Raw genomic sequence first — 541 nt, 5'->3', positions numbered from 1 at the left:
TTATCCGCATGAGCGAGGTTGACACACAGACCGTTGAATGGCTATGGGAGCCGTATATCCCTTTCGGGAAAGTAACCATTGTGCAAGGCAACCCCGGCGAGGGCAAGACCACCTTTGCCCTACGCCTTGCCGCTGCCTGCACCACCGGAGGAACGCTGCCGGGAATGAAGCCCTTGCCGCCATTCCAAGTGATTTACCAGACCGCCGAGGACGGGCTGGGCGATACCGTCAAGCCCCGCTTGATAGAAGCCGAAGCCGACCTTGACCGCGTACTTGTGATTGATGAAGCCAAGCGGGAGCTTACCCTCTCCGACGAGCGCATAGAAAAGGCAATCACGCAGAACGGGGCGCGGCTGATTATCCTTGACCCCATACAGGCGTACATGGGCGAGAAAACCGACATGAACAGGGCAAACGAAGTGCGCCCCATGTTCCGCCGCCTTGCCGATGTTGCAGAGCGTACCGGGTGCGCCGTTATCCTTATCGGACACTTGAACAAAGCTGCCGGAGGGCAGAGCGCATACCGGGGCTTAGGTTCTAT

Annotated in this window: 1 protein-coding gene; it reads left to right on the top strand. The window is 58.4% G+C overall.

Going from position 1 to position 541, the window contains the following annotated elements:
* On the top strand, positions 1-541 hold a 541-nt coding region (locus tag H8705_RS13660), incomplete at both ends, for an AAA family ATPase (protein WP_262396327.1).

Origin of the sequence: Youxingia wuxianensis (genome assembly GCF_014385085.1) — a bacterium.
Classification (GTDB): domain Bacteria; phylum Bacillota; class Clostridia; order Oscillospirales; family Ruminococcaceae; genus Youxingia; species Youxingia wuxianensis.
Note: the sequence above shows the minus strand (reverse complement) of the source record. Positions and strands in the feature narration are given on the sequence as shown.